This window comes from Streptomyces sp. DSM 42067 (assembly GCF_055792885.1).
Genome location: NZ_CM147706.1, coordinates 7,105,726 through 7,132,165 on the forward strand (window position 1 = coordinate 7,105,726; position 26,440 = coordinate 7,132,165).

The 26,440-nt window shown below is 69.2% G+C and carries 26 protein-coding genes; 13 read left to right on the forward strand and 13 right to left on the reverse strand.

Annotated features, from left to right (window positions below):
* Positions 1-39: 39 nt before the first annotated feature.
* Positions 40-2,151 carry a glycogen debranching protein GlgX gene (gene glgX, locus ACSMXV_RS32065; RefSeq protein WP_181658682.1) on the reverse strand — a complete coding sequence of 704 codons (2,112 nt, stop codon included), beginning with the start codon at positions 2,149-2,151 and terminating at the stop codon, positions 40-42.
* Between the two features lie 245 nt (positions 2,152-2,396).
* Between glgX and ACSMXV_RS32070 the strand changes: the two genes are divergently transcribed.
* The 4 genes from ACSMXV_RS32070 (at position 2,397) to ACSMXV_RS32085 (ending at position 6,774) form a co-directional block, all read left to right on the forward strand.
* Positions 2,397-3,128 carry a Tat pathway signal sequence domain protein gene (locus tag ACSMXV_RS32070; RefSeq protein ID WP_473174628.1) on the forward strand — a complete coding sequence of 244 codons (732 nt, stop codon included), beginning with the start codon at positions 2,397-2,399 and terminating at the stop codon, positions 3,126-3,128.
* Between the two features lie 71 nt (positions 3,129-3,199).
* The gene (locus ACSMXV_RS32075) at positions 3,200-4,507 is read left to right on the forward strand and encodes a copper amine oxidase (protein WP_473174629.1); all 1,308 of its coding nucleotides are present in this window, start codon (positions 3,200-3,202) and stop codon (positions 4,505-4,507) included.
* 103 nt (positions 4,508-4,610) lie between these two features.
* Positions 4,611-5,861 carry an SAV2148 family HEPN domain-containing protein gene (locus tag ACSMXV_RS32080; RefSeq protein ID WP_473174630.1) on the forward strand — a complete coding sequence of 417 codons (1,251 nt, stop codon included), beginning with the start codon at positions 4,611-4,613 and terminating at the stop codon, positions 5,859-5,861.
* A 190-nt stretch (positions 5,862-6,051) separates the two neighbouring features.
* Positions 6,052-6,774, forward strand: a complete 723-nt coding sequence (locus tag ACSMXV_RS32085; RefSeq protein ID WP_473174631.1) for an exonuclease domain-containing protein — start codon at positions 6,052-6,054, stop codon at positions 6,772-6,774.
* 26 nt (positions 6,775-6,800) lie between these two features.
* Here ACSMXV_RS32085 and ACSMXV_RS32090 read toward each other — a convergent pair whose 3' ends face one another.
* On the reverse strand, positions 6,801-7,667 hold the full coding sequence (locus tag ACSMXV_RS32090) for a phosphotransferase enzyme family protein (protein ID WP_473179123.1): 867 nt from the start codon (positions 7,665-7,667) through the stop codon (positions 6,801-6,803).
* A 205-nt stretch (positions 7,668-7,872) separates the two neighbouring features.
* Here ACSMXV_RS32090 and ACSMXV_RS32095 point away from each other — a divergent pair, with 205 nt between their 5' ends.
* From ACSMXV_RS32095 to ACSMXV_RS32135, 9 genes are all read left to right on the forward strand, one after another.
* Complete coding sequence (locus tag ACSMXV_RS32095; RefSeq protein WP_473174632.1) at positions 7,873-8,808, forward strand: carbohydrate ABC transporter permease; 936 nt, start codon at positions 7,873-7,875, stop codon at positions 8,806-8,808.
* A complete protein-coding gene (locus ACSMXV_RS32100) occupies positions 8,805-9,647 on the forward strand; it encodes a carbohydrate ABC transporter permease (protein WP_473174633.1) in 843 nt (280 codons plus the stop codon). The genes ACSMXV_RS32095 and ACSMXV_RS32100 overlap by 4 nt, the downstream gene beginning before the upstream one ends.
* Positions 9,647-10,933: an ABC transporter substrate-binding protein gene (locus ACSMXV_RS32105; RefSeq protein WP_473174634.1), complete on the forward strand. Its 1,287-nt coding sequence runs from the start codon at positions 9,647-9,649 to the stop codon at positions 10,931-10,933. The genes ACSMXV_RS32100 and ACSMXV_RS32105 overlap by 1 nt, the downstream gene beginning before the upstream one ends.
* 452 nt (positions 10,934-11,385) lie before the next feature.
* Positions 11,386-12,165 (forward strand): ErmE/ErmH/ErmO/ErmR family 23S rRNA (adenine(2058)-N(6))-methyltransferase, encoded by a 780-nt coding sequence (erm, locus tag ACSMXV_RS32110; protein ID WP_473174635.1) that lies wholly within the window; start codon positions 11,386-11,388, stop codon positions 12,163-12,165.
* Between the two features lie 277 nt (positions 12,166-12,442).
* Positions 12,443-13,429, forward strand: a complete 987-nt coding sequence (locus ACSMXV_RS32115) for a CDP-alcohol phosphatidyltransferase family protein (protein ID WP_473174636.1) — start codon at positions 12,443-12,445, stop codon at positions 13,427-13,429.
* Positions 13,430-13,766: 337 nt separating this feature from the next.
* Positions 13,767-14,975 carry a S8 family peptidase gene (locus tag ACSMXV_RS32120; RefSeq protein ID WP_473174637.1) on the forward strand — a complete coding sequence of 403 codons (1,209 nt, stop codon included), beginning with the start codon at positions 13,767-13,769 and terminating at the stop codon, positions 14,973-14,975.
* A gap of 118 nt (positions 14,976-15,093) precedes the next feature.
* Positions 15,094-15,642, forward strand: a complete 549-nt coding sequence (locus ACSMXV_RS32125) for a DUF1697 domain-containing protein (protein ID WP_473174638.1) — start codon at positions 15,094-15,096, stop codon at positions 15,640-15,642.
* Positions 15,635-16,018 carry a nuclear transport factor 2 family protein gene (locus ACSMXV_RS32130; protein ID WP_473174639.1) on the forward strand — a complete coding sequence of 128 codons (384 nt, stop codon included), beginning with the start codon at positions 15,635-15,637 and terminating at the stop codon, positions 16,016-16,018. Before ACSMXV_RS32125 ends, ACSMXV_RS32130 begins: the two co-directional genes overlap by 8 nt.
* A 119-nt stretch (positions 16,019-16,137) precedes the next feature.
* Positions 16,138-16,755: a mycothiol-dependent nitroreductase Rv2466c family protein gene (locus ACSMXV_RS32135; RefSeq protein WP_473174640.1), complete on the forward strand. Its 618-nt coding sequence runs from the start codon at positions 16,138-16,140 to the stop codon at positions 16,753-16,755.
* A gap of 9 nt (positions 16,756-16,764) precedes the next feature.
* On the opposite strand, the gene ACSMXV_RS32140 is transcribed toward ACSMXV_RS32135, so the two are convergent.
* The 11 genes from ACSMXV_RS32140 to ACSMXV_RS32190 form a co-directional block, all read right to left on the reverse strand.
* On the reverse strand, positions 16,765-17,502 hold the full coding sequence (locus tag ACSMXV_RS32140) for a sirohydrochlorin chelatase (protein WP_473174641.1): 738 nt from the start codon (positions 17,500-17,502) through the stop codon (positions 16,765-16,767).
* 6 nt (positions 17,503-17,508) lie between these two features.
* Complete coding sequence (locus tag ACSMXV_RS32145) at positions 17,509-18,459, reverse strand: ABC transporter permease (RefSeq protein WP_473174642.1); 951 nt, start codon at positions 18,457-18,459, stop codon at positions 17,509-17,511.
* Positions 18,446-19,237: an ABC transporter ATP-binding protein gene (locus ACSMXV_RS32150; protein ID WP_473174643.1), complete on the reverse strand. Its 792-nt coding sequence runs from the start codon at positions 19,235-19,237 to the stop codon at positions 18,446-18,448. Before ACSMXV_RS32150 ends, ACSMXV_RS32145 begins: the two co-directional genes overlap by 14 nt.
* A gap of 44 nt (positions 19,238-19,281) precedes the next feature.
* Entirely contained in the window at positions 19,282-20,394 is a 1,113-nt protein-coding gene (locus ACSMXV_RS32155; RefSeq protein ID WP_473174644.1) for an aliphatic sulfonate ABC transporter substrate-binding protein, read from the reverse strand.
* A 223-nt stretch (positions 20,395-20,617) separates the two neighbouring features.
* Positions 20,618-21,952 carry a sulfate adenylyltransferase subunit 1 gene (locus ACSMXV_RS32160; RefSeq protein ID WP_473174645.1) on the reverse strand — a complete coding sequence of 445 codons (1,335 nt, stop codon included), beginning with the start codon at positions 21,950-21,952 and terminating at the stop codon, positions 20,618-20,620.
* Between the two features lie 2 nt (positions 21,953-21,954).
* Positions 21,955-22,905, reverse strand: coding sequence for a sulfate adenylyltransferase subunit CysD (cysD, locus tag ACSMXV_RS32165; RefSeq protein WP_473174646.1), 951 nt, complete (start codon positions 22,903-22,905; stop codon positions 21,955-21,957).
* Positions 22,902-23,498 carry an adenylyl-sulfate kinase gene (gene cysC / locus ACSMXV_RS32170; RefSeq protein WP_473174647.1) on the reverse strand — a complete coding sequence of 199 codons (597 nt, stop codon included), beginning with the start codon at positions 23,496-23,498 and terminating at the stop codon, positions 22,902-22,904. The genes cysD and cysC overlap by 4 nt, the downstream gene beginning before the upstream one ends.
* On the reverse strand, positions 23,495-24,208 hold the full coding sequence (locus ACSMXV_RS32175; protein WP_181863552.1) for a phosphoadenylyl-sulfate reductase: 714 nt from the start codon (positions 24,206-24,208) through the stop codon (positions 23,495-23,497). Before ACSMXV_RS32175 ends, cysC begins: the two co-directional genes overlap by 4 nt.
* Positions 24,205-24,384 (reverse strand): hypothetical protein, encoded by a 180-nt coding sequence (locus tag ACSMXV_RS32180; protein ID WP_181863553.1) that lies wholly within the window; start codon positions 24,382-24,384, stop codon positions 24,205-24,207. The genes ACSMXV_RS32175 and ACSMXV_RS32180 overlap by 4 nt, the downstream gene beginning before the upstream one ends.
* 28 nt (positions 24,385-24,412) lie before the next feature.
* Complete coding sequence (locus ACSMXV_RS32185) at positions 24,413-26,107, reverse strand: nitrite/sulfite reductase (protein ID WP_473174648.1); 1,695 nt, start codon at positions 26,105-26,107, stop codon at positions 24,413-24,415.
* Between the two features lie 135 nt (positions 26,108-26,242).
* Positions 26,243-26,326 carry a putative leader peptide gene (locus tag ACSMXV_RS32190; RefSeq protein WP_309471194.1) on the reverse strand — a complete coding sequence of 28 codons (84 nt, stop codon included), beginning with the start codon at positions 26,324-26,326 and terminating at the stop codon, positions 26,243-26,245.
* Between the last annotated feature and the right edge of the window lie 114 nt (positions 26,327-26,440).

Below are 26,440 nucleotides of genomic sequence, written 5' to 3' on the forward strand. Positions count from 1 at the left end.
CCCGGCTGGCGGGCATTCGTGTCATGCCCGCACACCCGCTTACGCCGGCCGCTGCAAAACCACCAGGCTCCTGTCCACCAGCGTCAGCCGGTCGCCCGCCTGCACCTTCACGCCCGTGCCCGGTGGCACGCCGTCCGCTCGCGCCGTGTCCACGACGACTTCCCACTGCCGCCCGTGGTTGACGGGCACCACGAACTCGAGCTCCTCGGGGGACGCGTTGAACATCAGCAGGAACGAGTCGTCCGCGATGCGCTCGCCGCGCGGGCCGGGCTCGGAGATCGCGTTGCCGTTGAGGAACACGGTCAGGGCCCGTGCCTGGGACGCGCTCCAGTCGCGCTGCGTCATCTCCTCGCCCTCGGGGGTGAACCAGGCGATGTCGGACAGCTCGTCGTGGGTGCCCTGGACGGGCCGCCCGTGGAAGAACCGGCGGCGGCGGAATACCGGGTGATCGCGCCGGAGCCACACCATCGCGCGCGTGAATGCCAGCAGGTCCCCTTCGCCGTCCTCCGGCCAGTGCACCCACGACAGCTCGCTGTCCTGGCAGTACGCGTTGTTGTTGCCGCGCTGGGTGCGGGCGAACTCGTCGCCGTGGCTGAGCATCGGTACGCCCTGGGACAGCATCAGCGTCGCGATGAAGTTGCGCATCTGGCGCAGGCGCAACTCCAGCACCTCGGGGTCGTCGGTCTCGCCCTCCGCCCCGCAGTTCCAGGACCGGTTGTGGCTCTCGCCGTCGCGGTTGTCCTCGCCGTTGGCCTGGTTGTGCTTCTCGTTGTACGAGACGAGATCGTGCATCGTGAAGCCGTCGTGGCAGGTCACGAAATTGATCGAGGCGAGCGGGCGGCGCCCGTCGTCCTGGTACAGATCGGATGAACCGGTCAGCCGGGAGGCGAACTCTGCGAGCGTCCGCGGCTCGCCGCGCCACATGTCGCGCACCGTGTCGCGGTACTTGCCGTTCCACTCGGTCCACAGTGGCGGGAAGTTCCCCACCTGGTAGCCGCCCTCGCCGACGTCCCAGGGCTCCGCGATCAGCTTCACCTGCGACACCACCGGGTCCTGCTGCACGAGGTCGAAGAACGATGACAGCCGGTCCACCTCGTGGAACTGCCTCGCCAGCGTCGCCGCGAGATCGAAGCGGAAGCCGTCCACATGCATCTCGGTGACCCAGTACCGCAGCGAGTCCATGATCAGCTGCAGCACGTGCGGGGAGCGCATGAGCAGGGAGTTTCCGGTCCCCGTGGTGTCCATGTAGTAGCGGGGGTCGTCCGCCAGACGGTAGTACGACGCGTTGTCCAGGCCCCGGAAGGAGAGCGTCGGGCCCAGGTGGTTGCCCTCGGCCGTGTGGTTGTAGACGACATCCAGGATGACCTCGATGCCGGCCTGGTGCAGGGCGCGCACGGCCGACTTGAACTCCAGCACCTGCTGGCCGCGGTCGCCCCAGGAGGCGTAGGCGTTGTGCGGTGCGAAGAAGCCGATGGTGTTGTAGCCCCAGTAGTTGTTCAGGCCCATCTCCACCAGGCGGTGATCGTTCACGAACTGGTGGACCGGCATCAGCTCGAGGGCGGTCACGCCCAGCTCGGTCAGGTGTTCGAGGATCGCCGGGTGCGCCAGGGCCGCGTAGGTGCCGCGCAGCTCGTCGGGCAGCGCCGGGTGCATCATGGTCAGGCCCTTCACATGGGCCTCGTAGATCACCGTCCGGTGGTAGTCGGTGCGGGGCAGGCGGTCGTCGCCCCAGTCGAAGTACGGATTGACCACCACGGACGCCATCGTGTGCGGCGCCGAGTCCAGGTCGTTGCGCTTGTGGGGCTCGCCGAAGTGGTAGCCGTAGACCTCCTCGCCCCACTCGATACGGCCGCTGACGGCGCGCGCGTAGGGGTCGAGGAGCAGCTTCGCCGAGTTGCACCGCTGGCCGCGCTCGGGTGCGTACGGTCCGTGCACCCGGAAGCCGTAGCGCTGCCCCGGCATGATCCCGGGCAGGTAGGCGTGCCGCACGAAGGCGTCGCTCTCGCGCAGCTCGACGGCTGTCTCCGAGCCGTCGTCGTGCAGCAGACACAGCTCGATGCGGTGCGCGGCCTCCGAGAAGACCGCGAAGTTCGTACCGGCGCCGTCGTACGTGGCGCCGAGGGGATACGCCTGTCCAGGCCAGACCTGCATGGATACGACTCTTCCATTTCCGGCCCGGGTACGGGGGGCCACTCGGCTCCGAGTCTCCCTGAAAGTGAGTGAACCTCCTAGGACTTCATGCCGTCCTACAGGGTGACCACATACCCGGTATGCGTACTGACTACCCGGTATGCGTACTGAGGGGACTGCAGAGACAGCAGGGACTATAGGGGGAACGTGTGCGCGAACTAGCAAGACGCCATCTGGGGAAGGTGGTGGCAGGAGCGGCCATCGCAGTGGCGGGTACCGCTCTGATGGTCGCCGTCACGCTGCCGGGCGAGGCGGGCGCGGGGGAGCCGGCGGACAGGCGCACGTCCGCGGGCGCCGCGCAGCAGGACGCCGTACCGCCCGAGGGCGTCGTCGAGACCGCGCCCACCGAGGCTGACCAGGGCGTCGGCAGCGATCCGCTCACCGACGACGAGCTGAAGCGGGCCGAGCGGATCGCCGAGACCAGGGCGCTGCGGTCCGATGCTCGCGACGTCGACGGGGACCGCGGCCCGCAGCGGCTGTCCACCAATCTCGGCGAGCCGGCGCCGGACGACACGGCGCCCCAGCGTCGCGCCGACGTCGTCTTCTACGACTACAAGAGCGACGCTGTGATCACCAAGACTGTGAATCTCACCACAGGCAAGGTCGAGCAGACGGACGTGGCGCATGGTGTGCAGCCGCCACCCAGCCAGGAGGAGCTCCGCGAGGCGGCACAGCTCCTGATAGCCGACCCGCTCGGCGCGGACCTCAAGAACGACTACCGGCATGCCACGGACAAGGAACTGAGCGGCCCGGTCCAGCTGGAGCTGAGCGGCATGATCTTCCGCAAGGAGACCGTGCGGCAGGTGCCGTCCGGCCTCGCCAACTGCGGAGAGCACCGGTGCCTGCGGGTGGTCGCCAAGGTCAGGAACGGCCCGTGGATAGACACCCGGTCCCTTGTCGTCGACCTCAGCGCCCGCACGGTCAGCCGCCTCGGCTGACGCGCCGCCCGTCCGCTTCTTCGCCCCTTCTCCTGTACGCGATCTTCTCCTCCACGAAGGAGTCATTCCGCATGCCCGTCAGCAGACTGTCGCGCGCCCGCAAGCGAGCCGGCCTCGCCCTTGCGGTCTCCGCGCTCCTCGGCACCGCCGTGACCGCCGCAGGCCCCGCCTCCGCCGCGCCCGACCAGGCACCTGAGGCCCTGGCCGCCGCCCCCGGCTGCAGCGCCGCCTACCGCATCGAGCAGACCCTCGACGGCGGCACCACCTGGCGTATGTGCTGGCACTACAACACCCTCTCCGGGCTCGTCCTCGACAAGATCAGCTACCAGCCCAAGGGCGAGCCCAGGTCCATACCCGTGCTCACCAGCGCACGCCTCGCCCAGATCCACGTCCCCTACGACGACGGCGAGAGCGAGTACGACGACGTCACCGGAACCGACTTCGGACAGGCGCTGCAGAACCTGAAGCCGGGTGAGTGCCCCGGCGGCACCATCAAGACCGTGAAGGTCCCCGACACGGGCAATGTGAAGGGCCTGTGCACCACGACACGCGCGCGTGGCCACGCCTACCGGCTCGCGAACGACGAGGGCACAAAGGTCTGGCAGGCCCAGGGCAAGGACCTGCTCGTGTACACGGTCAACAAGGCGTCCTGGTACGAGTACATCACCGAGTGGCGGTTCGGCTCGGACGGCACGATCACCTCCAACGTGGGCGCGACCGGCAGCCTCTCGCCGTTCGACTACAACGGCGGCGACGGCCGCGGCTGGCCCATCGGCAAGGGCGCCCGCGCCTACGCCGAGAGCCACGCCCACAACGTCTTCTGGCGGCTCAACTTCGGCCTCGACGGCTCGCCCAAGGCCAAGGTCGAGCAGTACGACTCGAAGGTGACCCCGCCGCGCGGCAACGGCACGCCGACGACGAGGACCACCCGGACGGCCGTCACCAAGGAACTCGCGGGCGACGCCAAGGCCATGCGCTGGTGGCGCGTCGTCAGCACAGTCGGCAAGAACAAGGACGGCCACCCGCGCAGTTACGAGATCGTGCCCGGCCACACCGACAAGTTCTCCGGACGTCCCTACACCCGGCACGACGTGTACTTCACCGAGTACAAGAAATGCGAGCAGTACGCGTCCAACAACCCGGGCTGCAGGGACGGCGTGCCGACCAGTGTCGACAAATGGGTGAACGGCCAGACGCTCAAGCATCCGGTCACGTGGGTCAACATCGGTTTCCACCACATCGCCAGGGACGAGGACCAGCAGCCCATGCCGGTTCACTGGCAGGGCTTTTCACTGGTCCCGCGCGATGTGACGGCTATGAATCCGCTCACTCCCGCCGATCTCGCGGGCGAGAACGGCCAGCCGGAAGAAGGGAGTTGAGAAAGGACCCTGTGCATCCGGCTGCACCGCCACCCGCTCCCGGAGTACCCTTCCTTGATCGTTGAACGGGGGAGTGCTCGGGGGAGCGGAAGGCGGTGCACGGGTGAGCTCGGGAGGGCTGGAGCTGCCCCCTGGTGACAGTGGTCACGAGGGGAGCTCCATGGACGCCCCACCGGGTGCGGTGTCCCTGGCGCGGCCGATGGAGATGGGATCTCAGATCGGACCCGAACTGGACTGGGGCCCCGACGCCTGGAGCGAAGTGCGTACGCGCGCACAGCGGGCCGGTCGCGCCTACATCTGGCTGAACCTGGTCGAGCAGCGGCTGCGCGCCGTCGTGGCCGCCGTTCTGCGTCCCATCTACGAGCCCGTCCACGGCGACGACTGGGTCGTCGCGGCCGCCGGTCCCGCAGGGCAGGAGTGGGTGCAGCGTGCCGTCGCGGTACGCGAAGTCAGCCGCCGCAAGGGGTACTTGCTCGACCCGGCGGACGACAACATCCTGTCCTTCCTGACGCTCCCGCAGCTGCGCGAGCTGATGGTCCAGCACTGGCCCTGCTTCGAGCCCTACTTCGACGACCGGCGAGATGTCGAACTCGCCCTGGACGAGCTGGAGGTCACCCGGAACGTGGTGTCCCGCAACCGCGCCCTGTCCGGGACGGTCCTCGCCCAGGCGGAACGCGCCTCGGCCCGTCTGCTCGACATACTCGGGGCCGGCTCCGACGTGCCGTCCGCGCGCCGGCTGCCCGTGGACGCCGTCGAGGACCTCGTCGGTGACCGGTACGCCGACGTGGTCGCCGTTCATTCGGACCGGGTGCGGCTGCTGCGGCAGTTCCCGGCCGAGGACATCTTCGGCGGTGCCCGGCGCCTCGACGCGATCGGCATAGGCCTGAACCTGCTCGTGCAGAACTTCTCGGGCCGGCGCCTTGTGCGCCTCGCCGAGTCGGGCTGCCGGGTGCGGCTGCTGTTCCTCAATCCGGCGTCCAGCGCCGTGAAGCGACGCGAGCGCGAACTCGGCCTCAAGCGAAGCGAGTTGAGCCGGTCGGTCGAGATGAACATCCTGCACATGAGGCGTGTGCGCGCCAAGCTGCGCGACCCCGGTGCCTTCGAGATCCAGGTCTTCGACGAGACACCCCGCTTCACGGCGTACCTGGTCGACGGGGACGGCTCGGACGGCATCGCCGTCGTCCAGTCGTATCTGCGCAGGACCCGTGGGATGGAGGCGCCTGTGCTGGTGCTGCGCGGCGGAGGCCGGGTGGTCAAGGCGGGCGAGACCGGCGAAACGGGTGAGAGCGGGCTGTTCACGACATACCGCGAGGAGTTCGAGGCGGCTTGGATTGATTCGCGACCGGTGTCCTGAAGTCGGGTCGTGAGGTGGGTGTCGTGAGGCCGGTGTCCTGAGGCCGGTGTCCTGAGCTTGTGGTGAACGGCCTCGCGATGTCCTTGTCGGTGCCCTGCGGCGGCGCGAAGCGGAACGTGCCTCTCTGATTGTCAGTGGCGGATGCGATCGTGATGGTCACTGGGGGAAAGCACTACGAAGGAGGGGCCGCATGGGCTGGCACCGGGAGCTGCTGATCGGCTTCGACCTGGAGACGACCGGGACGGATCCGCGCGAGGCGCGCATCGTCACGGGAGCCGTGATCGAGCTGAGGGGTGGGGAGCTGCTGGGGCACCGGGAGTGGCTGGCCGACCCCGGGGTCCCGATCCCCGCGGAGGCGGTGGCGGTGCACGGGATCACCGGCGAACGGGCGGCCACCGAGGGCAGACCGGCCGACGAGGTCGCCGACGCCATAGCGGCCGTCCTCGTCTCGTACTGGCAGACGGGCGTGCCCGTCGTGGCGTACAACGCGGCCTTCGACCTGACGCTGCTCTCGGCGGAGCTGCGGCGGTACGGGCTGCCGTCGCTGCGCGACCGCCTCGGCGGTATCGATCCGGCCCCGGTCATCGACCCGTACACGATCGACCGCTCCGTCGACCGCTACCGCCGCGGCAAGCGCAACCTCGAAGCGGTCTGCACGGAGTACGGCGTGGCGCTGGACGCCGCGCATGACGCCTCGGCGGACGCCGTGGCCGCGGCCCGTCTCGCCTGCGCGATAGCCGACCGCCACCCGAAGATCGCCGGCCTGGGCCCGGTGGAGCTCCACCGCCGCCAGATCCAGTGGTACGCGGAGTGGGCCGCCGACTTCCAGGGCTTCCTGCGGAAACAGGGGAACGCGGAGGCGGTGGTGGACGGGGTCTGGCCCGTGCGGGAGTTGGCGGAAGAGGCAGTTTGAGGGGCGGCGGGTAGGGGAGCCAGCCGTCAGAACGGATACCAGCGCACCGTCTCGTCCCCGTCCCGCAAGGACGCCACCCTGCGCTGGAATTCCGCCAGCGCCTTCGGGTTGGTGGGGGCGTGCTGCGCGACCCATGCGCAGCTCGCCGTCTCACGGGCACCGCGCAGCACGCGGCAGCCCTCCCACTCGCGTACGTCCCAGCCGTACGCGTCGGTGAAGGCGCCGTATGCGTCGTCCGGCAGCCCGTATCGGTCGTGGGTCAGCGCCATGACCACCAGGTCGTGTTCGCGTAGGTCGGAGGAGAACGTCTCCAGGTCCACCAGGACCGGGCCGTCGGGGCCGACATGGACGTTGCGGGGCAGCGCGTCGCCGTGGACAGGGCCGGGCGGCAGGTGCGGCTTCAGTGCGGCAGCGGCGGCCGCGAAGCCGTCGCGGCGCTCGCGCAGATACGCCGCGTCGGCCGGGTCGATCGCGTCGCCCGCGAGCCGCAGCCAGCGCTCGACGCCGCCGAGCAGCTCGCGGCGCGGCAACTCGAAGGAGGGGGAGGGAAGTGCGTGCACCACTCGCAGCAATTCGGCCAGATCACGGGGCTCCGCGGGCCGCAGGGCCACCGGGATGCGGTGCCACAGCGTCACCGGATGGCCGTCGACCAGGAGGGCATCGGCCTCCGCGGCCCGCACTGCCGGTACGCCCGCCTCCGCGAGCCAGCCCGCGACGCGCAGCTCGCGCTGCGCGCGATCGAGGAGTTCGGCGCTCCGGCCGACCTTGACCACCAGGTCACCGACCGCGAACACCGCGTTCTCGCCCAGGGCAAGCAACTCCGCCTCCCGTGCCGCCACATCCGGCAGCACGCCCGCCGCCGTCAGCACGTCCCGCGCCCGGGCCTCGTCCATCATCCGCCTCCGCTCGATCACGCCCTACGCCCGCCAGTCTCGCATTTGCACAGGTAGAGACCGGTGAGAAGGGCCGGGAAGCCCTTGCGCAGTGCCTTGACGGCATCCGGGTCCGCCCTCACCATGACGGGGGCCGCCTGGGCGGCCGGACCGCAGCCGCACCGCATTCGGACCGTGACGAGCCGCCCCAAAGGAGCCGACTGCCGTGACCTTGGCGACCGCAACGACGCGGTCAACGAAGCGCCCGCCCGCACCCAACGGCGACCGGCGTCTGACCGACCGGGGCGCCTGGTTCCTGGTGCTGCCCGCGCTGCTGCCCATCCTGGTGCTCAGCGTCGGCCCCCTGCTCTACGGCATCGCGCTCGCCTTCACCGACGCGCAGTCGGGCCGTACCGCACCCACACAGTGGATCGGGCTGCTCAACTTCCGCGACCTGCTGCACGACACGCTGTTCTGGGACTCGTTCCGCATCGGACTGTTATGGGCGGTCGGAGTCACCGTCCCGCAGTTCCTGCTGGCGCTCGGGCTCGCACTGCTGCTCAACCAGAACCTCCGGCTGCGCTGGCTGGCGCGGGCGCTCGCCATCATCCCCTGGGCGATGCCCGAGGTCGTCGTCGGCATCATGTGGCGCCTCGTCTACAACGCGGACGCGGGCATCCTCAACGAGACCCTCCGCGACCTCGGCCTCGGTGACGGACGCGACTGGCTCACGGGCCTCGCGACCGCCCTGCCCGCCGTGATCGTCGTCGGCGTGTGGGCTGGCATGCCGCAGACCACGGTGGTGCTGCTCGCCGGTCTGCAGAACACCCCGCGCGAGCTGCACGAGGCGGCGGCCATGGACGGCGCGGGTGCCTGGCGCCGCTTCCGCACGGTCACCTGGCCGGCCCTCCGGCCGGTGGCGCTCGCCATCACCGCGCTCAACCTGATCTGGAACTTCAACTCGTTCGCGCTGGTCTACGTGCTGACCAGTGGTGGGCCCGGCGGCCGAACGCGGCTGCCGATGCTCTTCGCCTATGAAGAGGCCTTCCGCTACGGCCAGTTCGGTTATGCCGCCGCGATGGGCTGTGTGATGGTCGCCGTGATCTCGGTCGTGCTGGCCGTCCATCTGGTGGGCCGGCTGAGGGGAGGGGACCAGCGGTGAGCGTGTTCCGGACCAGTCGGCCCGCTCGCGCGGGACAGTACGTCGCACTCCTCGCATATCTCGTGTTCCTCGCCTTCCCCTTCCTGTGGCTGGTCTCGACGGCCTTCAAGCCGCCGCGGGAGCTCGGGAGTCTGCACCCGACCTGGATCCCGAAGGACCCGACACTCGCGAACTTCCGGCAGGCCTTCGACGAGCAGCCACTGCTCGGCGCCGCACTCAACTCCCTGGTCGCAGCCCTCGGGGCCGCAGTGATCGCGGTGGTCATCGCGACCCCCATGGCGTATGTCATGGCCCGCCGCCGGGCGCCGCTGTCGAAGGCCGCAACCGGCTGGGTCGTGGTCAGCCAGGCGTTCCCGTTCGTCCTGGTGATCATCCCGCTGTTCCTGGTCCTGAAGAATCTGCGGCTGATCAACTCCGTGCCCGGACTGATCATGGTCTACGTCGTCTGGGCGCTGCCGTTCGCGCTGTGGATGCTCATCGGGTACGTACGCGCCGTACCCGCCGAACTCGAGGAGGCCGCCGCCGTCGACGGCGCGGGGAAGCTCCGGACGCTTGTGTCGGTCATCGCTCCGCTGCTCGCGCCCGGCCTCGTGGCGACCGCGCTGTTCGCCTTCATCAGCGCATGGAACGAGTTCTTCTTCGCGCTCGTCCTGCTCAAGACCCCGGAGAAACAGACCCTGCCGGTCGTCCTCACCCACTTCATCGGCGCGGAGGGCGTGGCGGACCTCGGCCCGCTCGCGGCGGCGGCCTTCCTCGCGACACTCCCGTCCCTCGTCGTCTTCGCCCTCATCCAGAAACGGATCACGGGCGGCATGCTCGCCGGGGCGGTGAAGAGCTGATGCGTACCCGAATCCTCCTGGCCCTCGCGGCGGTCTTCGGACTGCTGCTGACGGGATGCACGGGCGACAGCGGTGGCTCCGGCTCCGACCGGATCACGCTCCGCTTCCAGTCGCTGGCCTGGCAGGAGGAGTCCGTCGAGGCCAACAAGGAGCTGGTGGAGGAGTGGAACGCCGCCCACCCGGACGTGCGGGTCGAGTACGTCCAGGGCAGCTGGGACAGCGTCCACGACCAGCTGCTCACCTCCTTCGAGGGCGGCGAGGCGCCGGACATCATCCATGACGCCTCCGACGACCTCGCCGACTTCGCGTACGGCGGATATCTCGCCGACCTGCGCGAGCTGCTGCCCGCGCGGCTGAAGGAGGAAATCCCGGACCGCAGCTGGGAGACGGCGACGTTCGGCGACGGCATCTACGGCGTGCCGTTCCTGCAGGAGCCACGCGTCCTCATCGCCAACGCCGAGTGGCTGAAGGAATCCGGGGTCCGCATACCCACGCCCGAGGAGCCCTGGAGCTGGGAGGAGTTCCGTCAGATCACCAAGGAGCTGAGCGGCGACGGCAAGTACGGAGTCGCCTGGCCGCTGAAGGAACCCGTGTCGGCGACGCTCAACCTCTCGCTGTCGGCGGGCGGGCGGATCTTCCACCGCGGCGAGGACGGCAAGGTCGATGTCCGCTTCGACGCAGCCGACGAGGTGGTGCCGCGCACGGTCCACGACCAGGTCGCCGTCGACCGGAGCGCTTCCGGCACGACGCTCGGCATGGGCGGCTCCGACACGCTGCCCGGCTTCTTCGGCGGCAAGTACGCGATGGTCCCGCTCGGGTTCTCCTACCGTCAGCAGATCGTGCAGCAGGCGCCCGAGGGCTTCGACTGGCAGGTGCTGCCCGCGCCCGCCGGCGCCGACGGCCTCACCCAGGGCGTGAGCCCCCAGACGCTGTCGATCGCCGAGGACAGCCCGCACAAGAAGGAGGCGGCCGAGTTCATCGACTTCCTCCTCCGCCCGGAGAACATGGTGCGGCTGGCGCTGGGCGACTGGATGCTGCCCACGGGGAGGAAGGCGCTGAGCGACCCGGCACTGCACACCGAGAAGTACGACTGGGCGACCGGCACGGCACTCGCCGAGCACCTTCGCTCGGCAACCGCTCAGTCGGTTCGTGGCTATCCCGAGTGGAAGGACAAGGTGGCCACCCCCGCGTTCCAGGAGTACTACAGCGGGGCGATCGGGCTGGACGAGCTGCGGGAACGCCTTGTCGAGGACGGGAATCTGGTGCTCGCCCGCTATCAGCGCTGAGCACTCGCTGTCAGCGCTGAGACTCGCTGTCAGCGCTGAGCACTCGCTGTCCTTTAGCGCTGAGCGCTCTCGACTGCCGGGTGCCGGGTGCCGGGTGCCGGGTGCCGGGTGCCGGTGTGGGGTGCTGGGTGTGGGGTGGCGGGGCGAAAACCTGTTGTCCCCCTCGCCCCGCCTCGCCTAGCGTGCCGTTCGTGGGAGCATTCAACGCGATCTTCATCTCCGGTCACGGCCGGGGCTGCACGCACTCCATCCGGCTGCGCCGCGGCCCCGGTGCCCTGACCGGCCCGGGGAGCCACGCCCGCTGACGGTTCCACCGCAGGGGCGCCCTCCTCCCGTACGCCATTGAGCGCGCACGCGTCCGACGCGTGCCCGCTGTGTGCGTCCTCCTCCTGTCTCCGGTCGGGGCCTTCGTCTGCCCGGATGCCCTTTACGGAAGACAAGGACCGCAGGCCATGGCCCGCCCCACGCACGTTTCCCGCGCGCTCTCGCAGAACTTCCTCGCCGACCGCGCCACCGCCGACCACATCGCCCGTCTCGCCGTCCCGCGCCCGCACCAGGCAGCACTGCTGCTCGAAGTCGGAGCGGGAAGGGGAGCCTTGACCGAGATGCTCGCCCACCGCTGCCGGGAACTCCTCGCGTACGAGATCGACCCACGGCTGGTGCCCGTGCTGCGCGACCGGTTCTCCGGCACACCCCACGTACGCGTCATCGGCGGGGACTTCCTCGCCGGGCGCCCCCCGCGCACCCCGTTCTCCGTCGCCGGGAACGTGCCCTTCTCGCGCACCGCAGCCATCGTCGACTGGTGCCTGCGCGCCCCCGCACTCACCGACGCCACGCTCCTCACGCAGCTCGAGTACGCCCGTAAACGCACCGGGGACTACGGGAGTTGGACCCTGGTGACGATCCGGAACTGGCCGCGCTTCGAGTGGCGGCTGGCCGGGCGGGTCGGCCGGACGCGGTTCAGGCCCGTGCCGCGCGTCGACGCGGGGATCGTACGCATCGAGCGGCGCCGGAGGCCGCTGGTAGACCCCTCGACGTACCAAAGTTGGCTGCACCTGGTCGAGTTGGGCTTCTCGGGGGTGGGTGGTTCGCTGCACGCCTCGCTGCGCCAGGCCCATCCGAGGCGTCGCGTGGACGCGGCGTTCCGTGCCGCGCGCCTCGATCCACGCGTGCTCGTCGGCGAGGTGCCGCCCGGGCAATGGCTGGCGCTCCACGCCGCACTCGCCCCATGAGATGCCGCCCCGCCACCTGCGGCTATCCCGGTGTACGACGGGTGCACCGATTCGGTTGCACCGCAGCGGTGAAGCGATCGCACACATTCGATAACGAGCGGGTCATTCGATAACGCTCGGATAACGCAGGCCCGGCCCTCGACCGCCATGGACTCGGCCTGCTCTTTTCGACCCGTTACCCCCGGGAAAGGTTGCACAGGCACCTTCTTGTTCCTTCTCTTACCGGCTTCCTAACGTGAAACCAACTCCAGTCGAACGCCAGGAAGTTGGCCGATCCATGCGCTCAGAGATTCCGCCACTGCACGAGGTGCGCCGCATCACCCAGAAGAAGCGGGACGCGTGGTGGACCGTGCTGCTCGTCGACCCGGTCGCCACGCCGCTCGTGCGACAGATCGCGCTGCGCACCAGCATCACCCCGAACCAGATCACCTGGGGTGCGCTGCTGCTGGGGCTCGGCGCCGCCGGCTGTTTCGCGATGGGCGACTGGCGCTGGCTTATCGCCGGGGCGCTCGTCTACCACTTGAGCTTCGTACTCGACTGCATGGACGGCAAGGTCGCCCGGCTCACCGGGCAGGGCTCGGTGTTCGGCGCCTGGCTCGACTACATCTTCGACCGCATCCGCGTGATGGCCTGCGCCATCGCGCTGATGGCCGGCCAGTACGAGCGCACCGGCGATCTGCGCTACATCTGGCTGGCGGCGGCCGTCGTCTTCCTCGACGCCCTGCGCTACATCAACTCGCTGGAGATCTTCAAGACCCGGCACACCATGCGGAAGCAGATCAAGGCGCGCATACGCCAGGCGCGGCGCAGTGAGGACGAGGCGGGCGTCGCCTTCATGGAGGACCTGCTGCGGCACAACCCGGAGGCCGACGTCGAGCAGGACCTGGCGTCATTGCACGCGCAGGATCGGCGCGCGGAGTCCGTGACTGCACATTCCGGAATCGTCCGGATTCCCGAACAGCCCAAGGCTCAGGTGATCGACCTCCAGCAGGAGTTCCGGCACCGCTTCCCCGTCTATCTGCGGCTGCGCTCCTTCCTTCTGCGTCACCGTATCCGCACCCACCTGATCAGCGGGATCGAGTTCCAGATGGGTGTTTTCATCATCGGCCCGCTCTGTGACGCGGTGATCCCGGCGACCATCATTTCCGGCGCACTGCTGCTCGTCTTCGAACTCGCCATCATCTACAAGCTTCTGCTCTCCACTCGCGATTTCAGCCGGACCCTTGCCTCCTTCGAGGAGGACGAAGTCCCCACGGCGGCATGACCGCGACGGCCCCGCACCCTCGCCGGGCCCTCACCGCCGTACCGGCGCCCTGAGCGCCCTACCCCGGCTGTCCGGTCTGCCGCACCCATGCCGATTTGTTATTGCGAAGCCTTGTTGAACGGATCACAGGTGTATGAAGGTCTTGATCTGACCGCGTCAATCCGTCAGGGTTTCGTGCCAACACCCGGAGATCTTCCGGATCTACGGGCGTTGATGCAGCAATGCCGACGGCGAAGCGGGCGCCGACCGACCTGACGAGGTGTCGGCGCCGACCGGAGGCCTCGCCCGGCAACCCCCCACATTTCCCCCCACAAACACCACGAGGAGACCCCTCTTCATGGCAACTCACAAGCGCACACGCTCGATGAAGCTGACCGCCGCCATAGCCACCGCTGCCACCGCAGTGGGCGTGTCCGTCTTCGCCGGCTCCTTCGCGGGCGCCGCTGCCCCGGCCGAGGGCAAGGTCTACGGCGCGAACGCCGAGGGCGCCGTAGCCGGCAGCTACATCGTCATGCTCGACGAGAAGACGAACAAAGGAGCGAAGCAGGACCTCGCCCAGGAGTACGGCGGCACCCTGAAGCGCAACTACTCCTCCGCGGTCAACGGCTTCTCCGCCTCCGGTCTGAGCGAGACCGAGGCCAAGCGCCTGGCCGCCGATCCGGCCGTCTCGAAGGTCGTCCAGAACAAGAAGTTCCACATCGACGCCACCCAGGAGAACCCGCCGTCCTGGGGCCTGGACCGCATCGACCAGACCGAGACCGCGGGCGACGGCGCGTACACCTACCCGGACAGCGCGGGCGAGGGGGTCACCGCGTACGTCATCGACACCGGTGTCCGCATCAGCCACCAGGACTTCGGAGGCCGCGCCTCGTCCGGTTTCGACGCGATCGACAACGACGACAGCGCCGACGACGGCAACGGCCACGGCACGCACGTCGCGGGCACCATCGCCGGCGAGGCGCACGGTGTCGCCAAGAAGGCGAAGATCGTTGCTGTCCGCGTCCTCGACGACCAGGGCTCCGGCACCACCGAGCAGGTCGTCGCGGGCATCGACTGGGTCACCGCCAACCACCAGGGCCCGTCCGTCGCCAATATGAGCCTCGGCGGGGGCGTCGACGAGGCGCTCGACGCGGCCGTGCAGAAGGCCATCGCCTCAGGCGTCACCTTCGCCGTCGCGGCCGGCAACGAGTCCACCGACGCGAGCGGGGGCTCCCCGGCCCGGGTCCCCGAGGCCATCACCGTCGCCTCCTCCACCGAGGCCGACGAGCAGTCCTCCTTCTCCAACTACGGTTCCGTGGTGGACATCTACGCACCCGGCTCGGAGATCACCTCCGACTGGAACACCGGCGACGACGCCACCAACACCATCTCCGGTACGTCGATGGCGACCCCGCACGTCGCGGGCGCCGCCGCCGTCTACCTCGCCGGCCACCCCGAGGCCACGCCGGACGAGGTCGCCAAGGCGCTGACCGACGGTGCGACCCCGGACGCGATCTCCAACGCGACCGAGGGCACCCCGAACAAGCTGCTCAAGATCGTCGAGTAGGACCTACCGGCAAGTGGGGGTGGGACGCCGCCCCCCACTTGCCGGTAGGTCTATGCCGTCGTGCCGCGGCCGCCGTGCCCACCCCCACGGGGCACGGCGGCCGCATTATCGTGTGCGGGTGACAACCAGGTATGCGGCGCTGCTGCGCGGGATCAACGTGGGCGGCAACAAGAAGGTCCCCATGGCGGAGTTGCGCACGGTCATGGAGGAACTCGGCCTCCGCGACGTACGTACGTATCTGCAGAGCGGCAACGCCGTTTTCACCAGCGACTCGGACGACGAGCAGGCGGTCGCCGACGCGCTGGAGAAGGCCATCGCGGAGCGGTTCGGCTTCACCGTCGACTGCCTGGTACGTGGAGGAACGTATCTGCGGCGGGTTGCCGAGGCCTGCCCCTTCCCCGCCGCGTCCCTGGAGGCCAAGCAGCTGCACGTCACCTACTTCTCCGAGGAGGTCGGCCCCGAACGGTTCGCGGACATCGACCCGGCCGCCTACCTTCCGGAGGAGTTCCGCCTCGGCGAACGCGCCCTCTACCTCTATGCGCCGGAAGGCCTCGGCCGCTCCAAGCTCGCGGATGCCCTCTCGCGCCCCGGACGGCTGAAGGGCATCGTCGCCACCAGCCGGAACTGGAACACCGTCACCAAACTCGTGGAGTTGACCGGTGCCTGAGCGCAACCCCGCCGTCGACGCCGCCATCGAGAGGGAACTGAGCCTCCTCGACTCCGAGGTGCGCCGCTCGCCCACGCGGCTCGGTGCGCTGCTGCACCCCGAGTTCACCGAGTTCGGTGCCTCCGGTCGGTACTGGGACCGGGTCTCGATCATCGAGGCGCTGACGGGGAAGTCGGAGCCCCGCGTACGCCCCTTCACCATCTCCCGTATGAAAGGCGTCCAGCTCGCCCCGGACGTCGTCCACCTCACCTTCGACACCGACTACAACGGCCGCCGGGCACACCGCAGTTCCCTGTGGCGGTACACCGAGGGGAGCTGGCGGTTGTACTTCCACCAGGCGACGCCGTTCGACGGGGGCGGCCAGCAGACGGGCTGACCCATCTTCGACCGGGGGCCTCGCGCACAGGGCGGGCGGCACCCCGCGCCAAATGGCCCAACAGAAGGCGGCACAAGTGGACCAGAGTCGGGAGCCACTCGGTCGGTAGCGTCATCGGCATGATGGTTGCCCCCACCACCCGCGTCGACTTCTACTTCGACCCTGCCTGCCCTTTCGCCTGGATCACGTCCCGCTGGCTGCTGGAGGTCGAGCGTGAGCGCGATCTCGACCTCCGCTTCCACATCATGAGCCTCCATCTGCACAACATCGGCAACGAACTCCCGGACTGGTACCAGGACCTGGTCGACCGGTCGATCGGCCCGGTCCGGGTCGCGGCCGCAGCAGCGGAGCGTTACGGCGAGGAGGTGCTGCGAGACCTCTACACGGCGTTCGGCACGCGTATCCACGTGCAGAAGAAGGAGGACTTCGACGAGGTCATCGCGCAGTCGCTGGCCGAGCTCGGGCTGCCCGCGGGGCTGGGCAAGGCGGCACACGACAGGGCGTACGACGAGGCTGTGCGCCGCAGCCACGATGCCGGCAAGGACCCGAAGGCCGACGGCTATGTGGGGACTCCCACCATTCACGTCGATGGAACCGTGTGGTTCGGGCCAGTGCTCCGGGCGATCCCGCGCGGAGCGGAGGCGGTCCGCATCTTCGACAGCTTCCGCGTCCTCGCCGGCCACCCGGACCTCTTCGAACTGAAGCGGACACGCACGGGGAGCCTGAGCTTCGACTGAGGCAGCGCGTCAGGCGCCCAGCGCCGTAAGCGCCGGCATGCGTGCCTCGTCGTACCGCTCCAGCACCACCCGCGCCACCTCCGGCGCCGGGCCCAGTACATCAGCCAGTACGTCCGCCTCTGCCGCACCCCGCGCGATGCGGTCCGGCAGGAAGCCGGGGGCGAGGACATACGGGGCGACCGCGACGCGGGTGCAGCCGAGGGCGCGCAGTTCCCGTACCGCGTCCTCCGTGCGCGGAAGGGATGCGGAGGCGAACGCAGGCCGCACGGCGCACCAACCGGTGTGCCGCCACTCCCGCGCGATTTCAGCGATCACTGCGATCGCCTCCGGGTCTGTGGACCCCGCCGAGGCCAGCACGACCCCGGTCGAGGACTTGTCGGCCGGAGTCAGCCCGGCCTCGTACAGCCGCCGTTCCAGCGCGGCGGTCAGCAGCGGGGAGGGGCCCAGCACCTCCGCCTGGTGGATCCGCAGCTGCGGCGGGGCCTCCCGGAGCACCGCCGGGATGTCCGCCTTCGCGTGGAACGCGCGCGTCAGCAGCAGGGGGAGGGCGACGACATCGCGTACCCCCTCCGCCGCCAGGGACTCCAGCACACCCGTCACCGAGGGGAGGTTGAAGTCCAGGAAGCCGGTCTCCACGCGCATGCCGGGCCGCAGCGACCGCACACGGCGCCCGAGGGCGTGCACGGTCGCCGCGTGCCGCGGGTCGCGGCTGCCGTGGGCGATGACGAGGAGGACCGGATTTCGCATGGGAGTTCAGCTCTTCACGAGGAGACCGCGGTTGCGCAGCACCCACCGCTCCAGCGGGCTGAAGATGAGCAGGTCGATGGCGATACCGACGATCAGGATGAGGATGATGGCCAGGAAGACCATCGACATCGAGCTGGTGTTGCGGCCGTTCTCCAGGAGCTGGCCGAGGCCCACGCCCAGTTCGGGCGAGGACGCGATGATCTCAGCGGCCATCAGGGAGCGCCACGAGAAGGCCCAGCCCTGCTTCAGACCGGCCAGGTAGCCGGGCAGCGCTGCGGGCATGACGATGTGCCAGGTGCCCTTCAGACCGGTCGCGCCGAGTGTGCGGCCCGCCCGCAGGAACAGCGGCGGCACCTGGTCGACGCCGGAGACGAGACCGTTGGCGATCGACGGGACGGCGCCCAGCAGGATCACCGCGTACATCATCTTGTTTTCCAGGCCCAGCCAGATGACGGCCGGGGGCACCCACGCCACCGACGGCAGGGACTGCAGGCCGGACAGGATCGGGCCGATCGCCGCGCGCACGAACTTCACACGGGCCACGATCAGACCGAGCGGCGTGCCGATCGCCAGCGCCATCAGGAAGCCGAGCAGACCGCGGGAGACGCTGGTCCAGATGTAGTCGAGGAGTGTGCCCTGCAGCCAGGCGTCGGTCACCTCGCCCCACACCGCGGACGGCGAGGGCAGCTTGCTCGGGTCGTCGACGACCTTGAACGACACCAGCGCCTGCCACGCCACCACGACAAGCGCCACGGCCACAACGGGCGGCAGCACCTTCCGGACGAGTGTTTCCCGCAGCGGAGTACGGCTCGACTGGACCGTCTCCAGCGCGTCGAGGCCGGCCTCCAGACCCGCCAGGTCGTGGTGGTCCCTGCCGGTCCTGCCGGCCTCCCTGGCCCGCTTCTCGGCCTCGTCGACCGGTTCGGCCTTGTCGACGGACGTCTCAGTGCTGGCCATGACGGCGGATCTCCCCACGCAGTTCTTCGGTGATCTCGACGGACAGCTCCGCCACGGCGGCGTCCTCGATGCGGCGCGGCTGCGGAATGTCGACGCGCCACTCGTGGGCCACCCGCCCGGGCCGCGACGACAGCAGTACGACACGCTGCGCGAGCCGCACCGCCTCGCGCACGTTGTGCGTCACGAACAGCACCGACACGTTCGTCTCGCGCCAGATACGCGTCAGTTCGTCGTGCAGCACGTCGCGGGTGATGGCGTCGAGCGCGGCGAACGGCTCGTCCATCAGCAGCAGCTTGCTGTCCTGGCCCAGCGCGCGCGCCAGCGCGACGCGCTGGCGCATACCGCCCGACAGCTCGTGGACGCGCTTGCCGTACGCGCCCTTCAGCCGTACGAGCTCAAGCAGCTCCTCGGCCCGCTCGCGGCGCTCCGCCTTCGGAACGCCCCGCAGCTTCAGGGCCAGTTCGATGTTCTTGCCCGCGGTCAGCCACGGGAACAGGGCGTGCTCCTGGAACATCAGCGCCGGACGGCCGTCCGTGCTGATGCTGCCCGCCGTCGGCCTGTCGAGACCGGCGACGAGATTCAGCAGCGTCGACTTGCCGCACCCGGAGGCTCCCAGGAGGGTGACGAACTCGCCGGGCGCGACATCGAGTGTGATGTCGTCCAGGACGAGTTGCTGCCCGGTCGGGCCTATGAAGGACTTCGAGACGTGCTCGATCCGGGCGGCGTGGTCCACCGCTGCGGCGTCGCTGTCGGCGGCCTTGGCGAGGGTGGTGGCCATGGTCGTCACCTCCTGGGAACTCAACGGATTACGGGGCTACGGCTTTACTCGGCGCCGAGACCGGCGTCGGCGACCTCGGACTCGCCCGCGGCCTTCAGGACCTTGTTCAGCAGCGTCAGGTCGTAGATGCCGTTCAGGTCGGGCTTCTCCAGCAGACCGGCCTTGACCGCGTGCTCCGCCTCGGTGTTGAGGGTGGAGGCCAGCGGGTCGTTGGTGATCTGGATCGACTTCCACGCCGGGTCGAGCACGTCGGCCGGCAGCTCCTTGCCGGAGTCCACCTTGAGCTGGGCGTTCGCCGCCGCCTTCGCCTCGTCGGGGTTGGCGTTGATCCACTTGTTGGTCTCGACGGAGGCCTTCAGCACGGCCTCGACGGCCTTCGGGTGCTCTGTGAGGAACTTCTGCGACACGATGATGTTCGTGATCACGAACTTCTTGTCGGGCCACAGGTCGGCCTCGTCGAGCAGCACCTTGGCGCCCTCGGCGACCAGCTTGGACGCGGTCGGCTCCGGCACCCAGGCGCCGTCGATGGAACCCGACTTGTAGGCGTCCGGCGTGACCTTGTTGTCGGTGCGGATCACCGACACGTCGCCCTCGCCGCTCTCCGCGTCGACCTTCCAGCCCTGGTCGGCGATCCAGTTGAGGAACGCCACGTCCTGGGTGTTGCCGAGCTGCGGCGTTGCGATCTTCTTGCCCTTGACGTCCTTCAGGGACTTGATCTTGTCCGGGTTGACCACGAGCTTCACACCGCCGGACGCCGAACCGCCGATGATGCGCAGGCTCTTGCCGTTGGACTTGGTGTAGCCGTTGATCGCGGGGGAGGGGCCGATCCAGCCGATGTCGATGGACCCGGCGTTGAGTGCCTCGATCTCCGAGGGGCCCGCGTTGAAGACGGAGTACCTGGCCTCCGTACCGCCGAGCTCCTTCTGGAAGAAGCCCTTCTGGTTGCCGACCAGCGCTGTGGCGTGGGTCAGGTTGCCGAAGTAGCCGATCTTCACGGCGTCGAGGCCGTCGATCTTCTTGGCGTCGGAGGCGACGTTGGCCTTCGCGCTGTCGTCCTTCGCCTCGGAGCCGTAACCGCAGGCGGCAAGGGCGAGAAGGGGCAGCGTCGCTATGACGGCAAGGCCGCGGCGTACGGCGGTGGAGCGGTTGGCAGGCACGGGAGGCTTTCCTCTCGTTGGCCCGGCGGTCACGCCTCAGGTCGTGGCCGGGACGTCGGCAGGTCTTCGTCTGTGCAGGGAGTGGGGGGTGCGGGCGCGCAGGCAGTGCGCGTACGTCATCGCGCACATCGCGCCACTCCGCCCTGCCCGCTGCCGAGGGCGCCGCTGCCGACGCGGCCGCCCTCCTTCGCGAACGTCGAGAAGACGTCGGTGACGGTCATGACTAGAAGTCCCACCCGTCGTCGTCGGCCTCGTCCTTGACCGGGTCCGGAGAGGCGAAGGACTCGCCGACCATGCCCGCTGTGAGCGTGGTGCCGTCGGCCGGGTCGATCAGGATGAACGAGCCGGTGCGGCGCGAGTCGGCGTACGAGTCGAGGGGCAGCGGCTCGGCGGTACGGATCGTGACACGGCCGATGTCGTTCGCCACGAGCTGTCCGGGGTGCGGGTGCAGGGACAGATCGTCGAGGGTCAGCCGGGACGGGATGTCCTTGACGATCGCCTTGACGGTGCGGGTGCCGTGCTTGAGCAGCACACGGTGGCCGACGGTGAGCGGCTGGTCGGCGACGTGGCAGACGGTCGCGTCGACGTCCTGCGTGGTCGCGGGCGCGTCCTTGCTCGGCACGATCAGGTCGCCGCGCGAGATGTCGATGTCGTCCTCCAGCAGGAGGGTCACCGACTGCGTGGTCCAGGCGATGTCGACCGGCTTGCCCAGCAGGTCGATGCCGGAGATCCGCGAGGTGCGGCCCGACGGCAGTACGGTGACGGCCTCGCCGACGTGGAAGGTACCGGCGGCGATCTGGCCCGCGTAGCCCCGGTAGTCGGGGTGCTCGGCGGTCTGCGGGCGGATCACGTACTGCACGGGCAGCCGCGCGTGGCAGTGGCTCAGGTCGTGGCTGACCGGGACCGTCTCCAGGTGCTCCAGGAAGGTCGGCCCGCCGTACCAGTCCATGTTCGCGGACGGGTCCACCACGTTGTCGCCGGCCAGCGCCGAGATCGGGATCGCGGTGATCTCCGGGACGCCCAGCTCGAGCGCGTACGCCGTGAACTCCTGGGCGATCGCAGCGAACACGGACTCCTGGTAGTCGACCAGGTCCATCTTGTTGACGGCGAGCACCACGTGCGGGACGCGTAGCAGCGCCGCGATCGCGGCGTGGCGGCGGGTCTGCTCGACGACGCCGTTGCGGGCGTCGACGAGGATCACCGTCAGCTCGGCGGTGGAGGCACCCGTCACCATGTTGCGGGTGTACTGCACGTGGCCGGGCGTGTCGGCGAGGATGAACCGGCGCCGGGGAGTGGCGAAGTAGCGGTAGGCGACATCGATGGTGATGCCCTGCTCGCGCTCGGCCCGCAGGCCGTCCGTCAGCAGCGCGAGGTCCGGGGCGTCCTGGCCGCGGCTGACCGAGGCGCGCTCCACGGCCTCCAGCTGGTCCGTGAGGATCGACTTGGAGTCGTGCAGCAGCCGGCCGACGAGCGTGGACTTGCCGTCGTCGACGGAGCCGGCGGTGGCGAACCGCAGCAGGGTGGTGGCCGAGAGTTCCTCGGGCGTGGTCGTGCTCATGCTTAGAAGTACCCCTCGCGCTTACGGTCTTCCATCGCGGCCTCGGAGAGCTTGTCGTCGGCGCGGGTGGCGCCGCGCTCGGTGAGCCGGGACGCGGCGATCTCGGTGATGACCTGATCCAGGGTCACCGCATCCGAGTCGACGGCACCCGTGCAGGACATGTCGCCGACGGTCCGGTAGCGGATGAGCCGCTTCTCGACGGTCTCGCCGTCCTTCGGCCCGCCCCACTCACCGGCGGTCAGCCACATGCCGGACCGCTGGAACACCTCGCGCTCGTGGGCGAAGTAGATCTCCGGCAGCTCGATGCCCTCGCGGGCGATGTACTGCCACACGTCCAGCTCGGTCCAGTTGGACAGCGGGAACACGCGCACGTGCTCGCCCGGCGCGTGCCGGCCGTTGTACAGGTTCCACAGCTCCGGCCGCTGGCGGCGCGGGTCCCACTGCGAGAACTCGTCCCGCAGAGAGAACACGCGCTCCTTGGCGCGGGCCTTCTCCTCGTCGCGCCGCCCCCCGCCGAAGACCGCGTCGAACTTCTCGCTCTGGATCTTCTCGGTCAGCGGCAGCGTCTGCAGCGGGTTGCGGGTGCCGTCCGGACGCTCCTTGAGCACACCACGGTCGATGTAGTCCTGCACGGACGCGACATGGAGCCGCAGGTTGTGCTTCTCGGCCGTACGGTCGCGGTACTCGATGACCTCGGGGAAGTTGTGTCCCGTGTCCACATGCAGCAGCGAGAAGGGGATCGCCGCGGGAGCGAACGCCTTCAGCGCCAGATGCAGCATGACGATCGAGTCCTTGCCGCCGGAGAACAGGATCACCGGCCGCTCGAACTCACCCGCCACCTCGCGGAAGATGTGCACCGCCTCGGACTCGAGAGCGTCCAGGTGGCTCAGCGCGTACGGGCCGGCGCCGTCGGAGTTGTCGGCTGCCTCGTGGACAGTGGCCGCGGTCGTCATGCGAGACCCCTTTCGGTGAGCAGCGCGTACAGCGCGGCAGCGGACTCCTGCACGGTCTGGGTGTGCGACTCGATCCGCAGATCGGGCGTCTCGGGCTCCTCGTACGGGTCGTCGACCCCGGTGAGTCCCGAGATCTCGCCGGCCGCCTGCTTGGCGTACAGCCCCTTCACGTCGCGTACGGAGCACACCTCGACAGGAGTGGCGACGTGCACCTCGACGTACGCCGTGCCCTCGGTCTCGTGGCGCTTGCGCACCGCGTCGCGGCTGTCCGCGTAGGGGGCGATGACCGGGACCAGGGCCTTCACGCCGTTCGACGCGAGCAGTTCGGCGACGAAGCCGATGCGCTGCACGTTGGTGTGCCGGTCCTCGCGGCTGAAGCCCAGGCCCGCCGAGAGGAACTCACGGATCTCGTCACCGTCCAGGACCTCCACGCGGTGGCCCTCGTCGCGCAGCCGGCCCGCCAGCTCGTGCGCGATGGTGGTCTTGCCGGCGCTCGGCAGACCTGTGAGCCAGATGGTGGCCCCAGTCACGTGCTTCTCCTGCCCCTGGTCGTTCGACTCGTCGTTCGTCTGGTGCGTCGCTGTGCTCGTCATTCGTGCAGCCCGCACTCGGTCTTGGCGCGGCCCGCCCAGCGGCCGGCGCGTGCGTCCTCGCCCTCCAGCACCCTGCGCGTGCAGGGCGCGCAACCGACCGACGCGTAGCCGTCCATCAGCAGCGGGTTGGTGAGGACGCCGTGCTCGGTGACGTACGCATCCACGTCGTCCTGCGTCCAGCGGGCGATCGGCGAGATCTTGACCTTCTGCCGCTTCTCGTCCCAGCCGACGACCGGGGTGTTCGCCCGGGTCGGGGACTCGTCGCGGCGCAGGCCCGTCGCCCACGCGTCGTACTTGGTCAGCCCCTCCTCCAGGGGCCTCACCTTGCGCATCGCGCAGCACAGGTCGGGGTTGCGGTCGTGCAGCTTCGGGCCGTACTCGGCGTCCTGCTCGGCCACCGTCTGGCGCGGCGTGAGGGTGATGACGTTGACGTCCATCACGGCCTCGACGGCGTCCCGGGTGCCGATGGTCTCCGGGAAGTGGTAGCCGGTGTCCAGGAACACGACGTCGACGCCGGGCATCGCGCGCGAGGCGAGGTGGGCGACCACCGCGTCCTCCATCGAGGAGGTCACGCAGAAGCGCTTGCCGAAGGTCTCGGCGGCCCACTGGAGGATCTCGAGCGCGGAGGCGTCCTCGAGGTCGCGCCCAGCCTGCTCGGCCAGCGCCTTGAGGTCCTCGGTCTTCTGCTCGTCTGCCTGAATCGTCGTCATATCTCGTCCCCTCCACCGTCGGTGCGCTGAAGACCCCGGGCGAGGAGCCCGAGGAACTTCAACTGGAAGGCTCGATTGCATGCCGCGCATTCCCACGCGCCGTGTCCCTGCTCGCTCGGACGCAGGTCCTCGTCGCCGCAGTAGGGGCAGTAGAAGGGAGCCGCGCGCTCGCTCATGCTGCCTCCTTTGTTTCGCTCACTGCGCTCACGACAGCGACTCCTCGCTGGCGCGAGCCGCCCAGGTGGCGAACCGCTCGCCGTCCTCGCGCTCCTCCTGGAAGCGCTTGAGGACGCGCTCGACGTAGTCGGGCAGCTCGTCGGAGGTGACCTTCAGGCCGCGCACCTTGCGGCCGAAGCCGGCCTCCAGGCCCAGCGCACCGCCCAGGTGCACCTGGAAGCCCTCGACCTGGTTGCCGTCGTCGTCCAGGACCAGCTGGCCCTTGAGACCGATGTCCGCGACCTGGATACGGGCGCAGGCGTTCGGGCAGCCGTTGATGTTGATGGTGATCGGCTCGTCGAAGTCCGGGATGCGGCGCTCCAGCTCGTCGATCAGCGAGGCGCCACGGGCCTTGGTCTCGACGATGGCCAGCTTGCAGAACTCGATGCCGGTGCAGGCCATCGTGCCGCGCCGGAACGGGGAGGGCTTGACGGTGAGGTCCAGCGCCTCGAGACCCTCGACCAGCGACTCGACCTTCGACTCCTCCACGTCGAGCACGATCATCTTCTGCTCGACGGTCGTACGGAGCCGGCCCGAGCCGTGCGCCTCGGCCAGCTCGGCGATCTTCGTGAGGGTCGTGCCGTCGACGCGGCCGACGCGCGGTGCGAAACCGACGTAGAACCGGCCGTCCTTCTGCCGGTGCACACCGACGTGGTCGCGCCAGCGCTCGACGGGCTGGGCGGGCGCCGGGCCGTCGTTCAGCTTGCGCTTGAGGTACTCGTCCTCGAGGACCTGGCGGAACTTCTCGACGCCCCAGTCGGCGAGCAGGAACTTCAGGCGGGCGCGGGTGCGCAGCCGGCGGTAGCCGTAGTCGCGGAAGATCGAGATGACACCTTCGTAGACGTCCGGGACCTCGTCCAGCGGGACCCAGGTGCCGAGGCGCTGGCCGATCTTGGGGTTGGTGGACAGACCGCCGCCGACCCAGACGTCGAAGCCGGGCCCGTGCTCGGGGTGGTTCACACCGACGAACGCGACGTCGTTGATCTCGTGCGCCACGTCGAGCAGCGGAGAACCGGAGATGGCGGACTTGAACTTGCGCGGCAGGTTCGAGAAGTCCTTGTTGCCGATGATCCGGCGGTGGATCTCCTCGAGGGCCGGGGTGCCGTCGATGATCTCGTCGGCGGCGATTCCGGCGACCGGAGAGCCGAGGATCACGCGGGGAGTGTCACCGCAGGCCTCGGTCGTGGACAGCCCGACGGCCTCAAGGCGGTTCCAGATCTCGGGGACGTCCTCGATACGGATCCAGTGGTACTGGACGTTCTGCCGGTCCGTGATGTCGGCCGTGCCGCGCGCGAACTCCTGGGAGATCTCACCGATGACGCGCAGCTGCTCGGTGGTCAGCCGGCCGCCGTCGATGCGCACACGCAGCATGAAGTACTCGTCGTCGAGCTCCTCCGGCTCCAGGATGGCGGTCTTGCCGCCGTCGATCCCGGGCTTGCGCTGGGTGTACAGCCCCCACCAGCGCATACGGCCCCGCAGGTCGTTGGGGTCGATCGAGTCGAAGCCGGTCTTGGAGTAGATCGTCTCAATGCGTGTCCGCACATTGAGACCGTCGTCGTCCTTCTTGAACTGTTCGTTGCCGTTGAGCGGGGTGAAGTGGCCCACGGCCCACTGGCCCTCACCACGGTGACGGCTCGCCTTGCGGCGGGGCGCGGCGGAGGGCTTAGGAGGGGTGGCGGCCATGGTTCTACGTCCTTCGGGACAGCGGGAAAGCGGCTCTGACCTGTGCGTACGGGTGCATGCTCGAGATGCTCGAGACAGGCGCGTCATTGCGCAGGAAAGTCTTGAGACAGGGGGGATCGCGGCGTTGCTGGACTGTCAGCCCGCCGGACAGATCGCGCTGGACATGCGGCCGAGGTCGACGTGCCGCCGACTCACCAAGGCAATTCCAGCTCGAGACATGACGGAAGCGTGTCACGGGGATCTCCGGACAGTCCACCGTCATCCAAGATGTGGACACCCTTGTCTCGCTTCATGAGACAAGGGTGTCGCCGGTCACACTGTGCTGCCGCCCGG

What these genes read in the sequence shown, in the direction of transcription:
- ACSMXV_RS32145 (WP_473174642.1), bottom strand. Translation starts at nt 18,459, where the DNA reads ATGGCCAGCACTGAGACGTCCGTCGACAAGGCCGAACCGGTCGACGAG.
- ACSMXV_RS32135 (WP_473174640.1), top strand. Translation starts at nt 16,138, where the DNA reads ATGATGGTTGCCCCCACCACCCGCGTCGACTTCTACTTCGACCCTGCC.
- ACSMXV_RS32180 (WP_181863553.1), bottom strand. Translation starts at nt 24,384, where the DNA reads ATGAGCGAGCGCGCGGCTCCCTTCTACTGCCCCTACTGCGGCGACGAG.
- erm (WP_473174635.1), top strand. Translation starts at nt 11,386, where the DNA reads ATGGCCCGCCCCACGCACGTTTCCCGCGCGCTCTCGCAGAACTTCCTC.
- ACSMXV_RS32105 (WP_473174634.1), top strand. Translation starts at nt 9,647, where the DNA reads ATGCGTACCCGAATCCTCCTGGCCCTCGCGGCGGTCTTCGGACTGCTG.
- ACSMXV_RS32120 (WP_473174637.1), top strand. Translation starts at nt 13,767, where the DNA reads ATGGCAACTCACAAGCGCACACGCTCGATGAAGCTGACCGCCGCCATA.
- ACSMXV_RS32085 (WP_473174631.1), top strand. Translation starts at nt 6,052, where the DNA reads ATGGGCTGGCACCGGGAGCTGCTGATCGGCTTCGACCTGGAGACGACC.
- ACSMXV_RS32075 (WP_473174629.1), top strand. Translation starts at nt 3,200, where the DNA reads ATGCCCGTCAGCAGACTGTCGCGCGCCCGCAAGCGAGCCGGCCTCGCC.
- glgX (WP_181658682.1), bottom strand. Translation starts at nt 2,151, where the DNA reads ATGCAGGTCTGGCCTGGACAGGCGTATCCCCTCGGCGCCACGTACGAC.
- ACSMXV_RS32150 (WP_473174643.1), bottom strand. Translation starts at nt 19,237, where the DNA reads ATGGCCACCACCCTCGCCAAGGCCGCCGACAGCGACGCCGCAGCGGTG.
- ACSMXV_RS32190 (WP_309471194.1), bottom strand. Translation starts at nt 26,326, where the DNA reads ATGTCTCGAGCTGGAATTGCCTTGGTGAGTCGGCGGCACGTCGACCTC.
- ACSMXV_RS32140 (WP_473174641.1), bottom strand. Translation starts at nt 17,502, where the DNA reads ATGCGAAATCCGGTCCTCCTCGTCATCGCCCACGGCAGCCGCGACCCG.
- ACSMXV_RS32160 (WP_473174645.1), bottom strand. Translation starts at nt 21,952, where the DNA reads ATGAGCACGACCACGCCCGAGGAACTCTCGGCCACCACCCTGCTGCGG.
- ACSMXV_RS32090 (WP_473179123.1), bottom strand. Translation starts at nt 7,667, where the DNA reads ATGGACGAGGCCCGGGCGCGGGACGTGCTGACGGCGGCGGGCGTGCTG.
- ACSMXV_RS32175 (WP_181863552.1), bottom strand. Translation starts at nt 24,208, where the DNA reads ATGACGACGATTCAGGCAGACGAGCAGAAGACCGAGGACCTCAAGGCG.
- ACSMXV_RS32115 (WP_473174636.1), top strand. Translation starts at nt 12,443, where the DNA reads ATGCGCTCAGAGATTCCGCCACTGCACGAGGTGCGCCGCATCACCCAG.
- cysD (WP_473174646.1), bottom strand. Translation starts at nt 22,905, where the DNA reads ATGACGACCGCGGCCACTGTCCACGAGGCAGCCGACAACTCCGACGGC.
- ACSMXV_RS32185 (WP_473174648.1), bottom strand. Translation starts at nt 26,107, where the DNA reads ATGGCCGCCACCCCTCCTAAGCCCTCCGCCGCGCCCCGCCGCAAGGCG.
- cysC (WP_473174647.1), bottom strand. Translation starts at nt 23,498, where the DNA reads ATGACGAGCACAGCGACGCACCAGACGAACGACGAGTCGAACGACCAG.